The sequence below is a fragment of the uncultured Campylobacter sp. genome (assembly GCF_938030815.1).
Lineage (GTDB): Bacteria > Campylobacterota > Campylobacteria > Campylobacterales > Campylobacteraceae > Campylobacter_B.
In genome coordinates this window covers 1-4,588 of the sequence record NZ_CALHII010000049.1, presented here as the reverse complement: position 1 = coordinate 4,588, position 4,588 = coordinate 1, and the positions used below count along the sequence as shown (strand labels likewise).

Below are 4,588 nucleotides of genomic sequence, written 5' to 3'. Positions count from 1 at the left end.
CTCCAAATGGCGTACTACCTATTAGAAATAGCGCGTATAAGCTAAGCACGCGTCCGCGGAATTCGTTGCTTACGTGCATCTGCACGGTGGAGTTGATGCTAGAGTTTGTGATTACGAAAAGAAATCCAGTTACGGCAAGCCCTGCCGCAGCCCATGCGAAGGAATTCGCAGCCCCAGTAAGAGCTAAGCTTACCCCCATAGCGATCGCGCACGATCTGATTTTGCGAATACCGAGTTTATCAAAGACTGCTACGAAAAGCGCGCCGCAAAAGGCTCCCACGCCTAGAGCCGACATCAAATATCCAAAGCTTCGCTCATCCGCGCCGAGGCTAAGCTTAACGAGTGCCGAGATCGTTACGTTGTAATTTGGCACCAGCGTCGCTACGATAAGCACTATTATCATTAGCTCGCTTAGAATTTTTTTGTGCAAGACATACGAAATCCCAGCACCGATCGAGGCAAAAACGCCTCCGCTTCTGCTAGATAGCGTAGTAGCGGATGGCGGAATTTTTATGAAAAACAGCGAAACGATGATGCCTAAAAAGCTAAGTGCATTGAATAAAAAGCAAAAACCCACGCCCCACAGCGCCATCACGATCCCCGCAAGTGCGGGTCCTGCGATACGAGCGACGTTGAAGGACATAGAATTTAACGCTATGGCGTTGGCTAGATCGCGGGGCGAGTCGATGAGGTCTTTTACCATCGACTGACGGCTCGGGGCGTCCATGCTGGTAAAGATGCCGCTTGCAAAAGCGCAAAATAAAATTTTGCCGAAAGAATATAGCTCGCAAAAGCTCATAACCGCGAAAATTGAAGCGGTCACCGCCATGCCTATTTGAGCGAGCAGAAGGATCTTTTTGCGATTAAACTTATCGAGCAGTACACCGGAAAACGGCGTGAAAAGTAGCGCGGGCAAGAACCTCGCTGCAGCTACGAGGCTGACCTTAAAAGCGTCTGCGGTGATGCTTAGCACTAGCCACGGCAGCGCGACGCTTTGCATCCAAGAACCGATCAGCGAGAGGTTCATCCCGATCCAATAAATTCTAAAATTTGAGTATTTAAGCGATAGGAAGGGATTTTTCAACGCGCTGCCTTTTGAAATTTTGATTTGAGATTATACATTAAATTTTAAAAATTCACTTAAAGATTTAACATTTATAAAAATTTAACGAAAATTTAATATTTCTGAAAAGAAAAATTTTATATACTTTGCAATAAATTTTTAAGCAAAGGATTAAAAATGCAAAGACCGACTCCAATTAATCAGGAGATCAAACTCGATGAGAAGCGCTATATAGTTTCCAAAACCGATCCGAAGGGCATTATCACGTTTGCAAATCCGTATTTTTGTATGATTTGCGGCTATAGTGAGCTTGAGCTTTTGGGGCAGCCGCATAACATCATACGACATCCGGATATGCCGCGAATAGCGTTTAAGCTTATGTGGGATACGATACAGCAGGGCAAGGATTTTACCGCCGTGGTTAAAAATTTAGCCAAAGATGGGCGCTTTTATTGGGTCATTACGGAATTTACTTCTAAAAAAGATCCTGTGACAGGGCAGATCACCGAATACACGGCATTTCGTAAGGCTCCGCCAAGATCTGCGATCGAAACTATAGAGCCAATTTATAGGGCGCTACTGGATGCTGAAAGAAACGGCGGTATGCAGGCTAGCCAAAAGGCGCTCGTGGACTTTCTAAAAAGTAAAGGCGAGACCTACGAGAGCTGGATCGCAAAGGTCTCAGGTAAATCAAATCCGCTTACTGCAATGTTTTTTAAGGCGATGAAAAAGCTTTTTAGCTAGTTTAGTTAAAATTTAATGCAGACCCCGCGCAATGTGGGATTATTCGGCTTTGTGTTAGCAAAGCAAATAAAGCGCAAAGCCATCCCTTCATAAAATTTTGAAATTCTACGAAATTTTAAATTTAGCGCCCAAGCTTTGAAATTTCACGTCTTCATCAAACGCGCTACAGATCAAAGCCCCTCAAGCGTTATGTCGTAGAGCCTCTCTACCGTTTCGTCGTTTAAATTTAGCGTCTTTTTGCTTCGTAAAAATTCTAAAATTTCATCCTGCGCAAAGCCTACTCTTTGCGCACAATGCTCGTGCGCGGGCAAAAAGCCGCGGCATAGCGCGATATTTTCTAAAATTTCCTCATCACATAAAAAACAATATAGCTCGTCGTGCAACCGCCCCTCAAATTTTAAAATTTCGGCGTAGCTTTCTACGATTATGCGGCGCGGATTTTGTTTGCCAAAGCGCATAGCAGCGCGGTTTAGCAGCTCGTAATAGAATTTATCCAGATGCTCGGCATCTTTTAGATGCGCGTGTAAAAGCCGCATAAATTGCTGCCAAAATAGCAGCTTCTCGCGGCTTGCGAGCCACGCGTATCCCAGATGCATCACGCCGCTAAGGCGCGGCAGGAAGTTGTGATTTTGCGAGAGCTCGAAGTCGATCTTATAGCCCTGGATGATGTTTGAATGGCGCGCGCCGTAAAAGCGGTACGCACGCACGAGCGCGCTTTCGCTCAGCACGTCCACGATGCAGTCCTCGTCCCTAACTTTGGTCGTTTTTAATATAAATCCTTGCATTTTCCTATTTTAGCGAAATTCACATATAAATTTAAATAAAGAATTTTAGGTTATAATCAGAAGTTTCATTTCATAGAATTTAAAGGAAATCATATGAATTTTGGAGATCTATTTTCAAAAATACGTAGGACGCAACCTGCGCCGAGCGAAGCTCCTACGCACTGGATAAAGTGCCCGGGATGCGGCGCACTGATGTATAGCAAAGAGGTCGAGCAAAATCATAGCGTTTGCCCGAAGTGCAACTATCACCTTCGTTTTGACGCGCAGGCTCGCATCGATCTGATCTGCGACGAAGGCTCTTTCGTGGAGTTCGATAAAAATTTGCAGCCCATAGATCCTCTAAAATTCGTCGATAAAAAATCCTACAAAAAGCGCATCTCCGAGAGCAAGGAAAAAACAGGCAGGTTCAGCGCGGTGATCGCGGGCGAGGGCGCTATAAGTCGCCAAAAAATTCAGCTCGTGGTGTTTGATTTTAACTTCATGGGCGGAAGCCTGGGCTCCGTGGAGGGCGAAAAGATCGTGCGTGCCGTAAAGCGCAGCCTTGATAAAAACGAGCCGCTAATCATCGTAAGCGCAAGCGGCGGCGCAAGGATGCAGGAAAGCACCTTTTCGCTGATGCAGATGAGCAAAACCTCTGCCGCGCTTAAAATTTTATCCGAGCATAAAATTCCTTTCATATCTGTTCTTACCGATCCTACGATGGGCGGCGTAAGCGCGTCGTTTGCATGGCTGGGAGATATCATCATCGCAGAGCCCGGCGCTCTCATCGGCTTTGCCGGGCAGCGCGTCATCAAGCAAACCATAGGCGCAGATCTGCCGGAGGGCTTTCAAAGATCGGAATTTCTGCTCGAGCATGGATTAATTGATGCGATCGTGCCTAGAGCCGAGATGAGGCAGTATCTAAGCGATATAATCAACGTGCTTAGCAAAAACGCCGTGCAGATCGATGATACTAGCGATAAGTCGTTGCACGAAGAGGGAAGCGAAGAGTAGTAGTAGTGCAGATAACGGTAAATTCCATCCAAAAGGGCGCGGACGAGTTCGCAGGCGCAATAAGCGATTATAAAAAAATGGCGGCTAAATTTGCCGCGGTGCGAGATGATATATTTTTTAACGCTAATATCGCTCGCGCACAAAGCACATCTGCTGAGCTAGCGCTTAAGGCGTATGATGAAGCTTATCTACCGCACCTTAGCGGATATGTCGTAGCTTTGGATGAGCGCGGACAGGAGCTAGATAGCATGGAATTTGCGAGTATGCTAAAGGATAAAAGTAGCGTGTCATTTTTCATCGGTGGCGCTTACGGGCTTAGTGAAAATTTTAAGGCAAAAGCCGATAAAATAATCAGTCTTAGCAGGCTTACGTTAGCGCACAAAATCGCTAAACTTTTGCTCTTTGAGCAAATTTTTCGCGCATTGTGCATTAACGCAAACCATCCATATCACAAATAAAGGGAAGTAATGAAGAAAAACGAGTTGAAATTTTACAAGAAAATTCTAGAAGAAAAAAGAGAGCAACTCATCGCCAATATTAATAGCTCTGTAAATGAAATTTCGGAATTGCGCGAAAATAAAGCTGCGGATGATTTTGACGTAGCGAGCATGAATACGGATTTAAGCATCGAATACTCGCTCAATGTTAATCAACAAAAAGCGTTTTTAGAGATCGAAAGCGCGCTTAAACGCATCGAAAACGGCACTTATGGGCTTTGCGAGAGCTGCGGCGAGCAGATAAGCTTAGAGCGTCTTAAGGTAAATCCAGAGGCGAGATTGTGCATTTCGTGCAAGGAACAGGCGGAAAAGCAAAATAGGAGTTAGCTATGAAAACCAAGCAATTCTTTTTATATTCGATCGTCTATATCGCAATCGTCGCGATTTTAGTTTTTACGCAGCAAAGCAGTAGCTATACACTGGGGCTTTTCGGTTTTACGCTTACGCTTCCTGTGGCAGTGTGGATCGTACTGCCGTTAATTTTATATATGATTTTGGCGATTTTT

General features: G+C 45.1%; 6 protein-coding genes. 4 read left to right on the top strand and 2 right to left on the bottom strand.

Going from position 1 to position 4,588, the window contains the following annotated elements; all coding sequences use genetic code 11:
- The coding region (locus Q0277_RS01735; protein WP_297994942.1) for an MFS transporter at window positions 1-1,084 on the bottom strand (1,084 nt) is incomplete at its 3' end.
- A gap of 156 nt (window positions 1,085-1,240) precedes the next feature.
- Between Q0277_RS01735 and Q0277_RS01730 the strand changes: the two genes are divergently transcribed.
- The gene (locus Q0277_RS01730) at window positions 1,241-1,807 is read left to right on the top strand and encodes a PAS domain-containing protein (RefSeq protein ID WP_005870765.1); all 567 of its coding nucleotides are present in this window, start codon (window positions 1,241-1,243) and stop codon (window positions 1,805-1,807) included.
- Window positions 1,808-1,977: 170 nt separating this feature from the next.
- Here Q0277_RS01730 and recO read toward each other — a convergent pair whose 3' ends face one another.
- Window positions 1,978-2,592, bottom strand: a complete 615-nt coding sequence (recO, locus tag Q0277_RS01725; RefSeq protein ID WP_297994939.1) for a recombination protein RecO — start codon at window positions 2,590-2,592, stop codon at window positions 1,978-1,980.
- 93 nt (window positions 2,593-2,685) lie between these two features.
- On the opposite strand from recO, the gene accD reads away from it, so the two are divergent.
- The 3 genes from accD to dksA are packed head-to-tail and all read left to right on the top strand — an operon-like array spanning window position 2,686 to window position 4,409.
- The gene (accD, locus tag Q0277_RS01720; protein WP_297994937.1) at window positions 2,686-3,585 is read left to right on the top strand and encodes an acetyl-CoA carboxylase, carboxyltransferase subunit beta; all 900 of its coding nucleotides are present in this window, start codon (window positions 2,686-2,688) and stop codon (window positions 3,583-3,585) included.
- A 5-nt stretch (window positions 3,586-3,590) separates the two neighbouring features.
- Window positions 3,591-4,043: a 23S rRNA (pseudouridine(1915)-N(3))-methyltransferase RlmH gene (locus Q0277_RS01715; protein ID WP_297994936.1), complete on the top strand. Its 453-nt coding sequence runs from the start codon at window positions 3,591-3,593 to the stop codon at window positions 4,041-4,043.
- A 9-nt stretch (window positions 4,044-4,052) separates the two neighbouring features.
- Window positions 4,053-4,409, top strand: a complete 357-nt coding sequence (gene dksA, locus Q0277_RS01710) for an RNA polymerase-binding protein DksA (protein ID WP_005872423.1) — start codon at window positions 4,053-4,055, stop codon at window positions 4,407-4,409.
- Window positions 4,410-4,588: the final 179 nt, after the last annotated feature.

Excerpts from the sequence above, each read along its gene's own strand:
- Q0277_RS01730 (WP_005870765.1), top strand. The coding sequence starts at position 1,241 with ATGCAAAGACCGACTCCAATTAATCAGGAGATCAAACTCGATGAGAAG.
- recO (WP_297994939.1), bottom strand. The coding sequence starts at position 2,592 with ATGCAAGGATTTATATTAAAAACGACCAAAGTTAGGGACGAGGACTGC.
- accD (WP_297994937.1), top strand. The coding sequence starts at position 2,686 with ATGAATTTTGGAGATCTATTTTCAAAAATACGTAGGACGCAACCTGCG.
- dksA (WP_005872423.1), top strand. The coding sequence starts at position 4,053 with ATGAAGAAAAACGAGTTGAAATTTTACAAGAAAATTCTAGAAGAAAAA.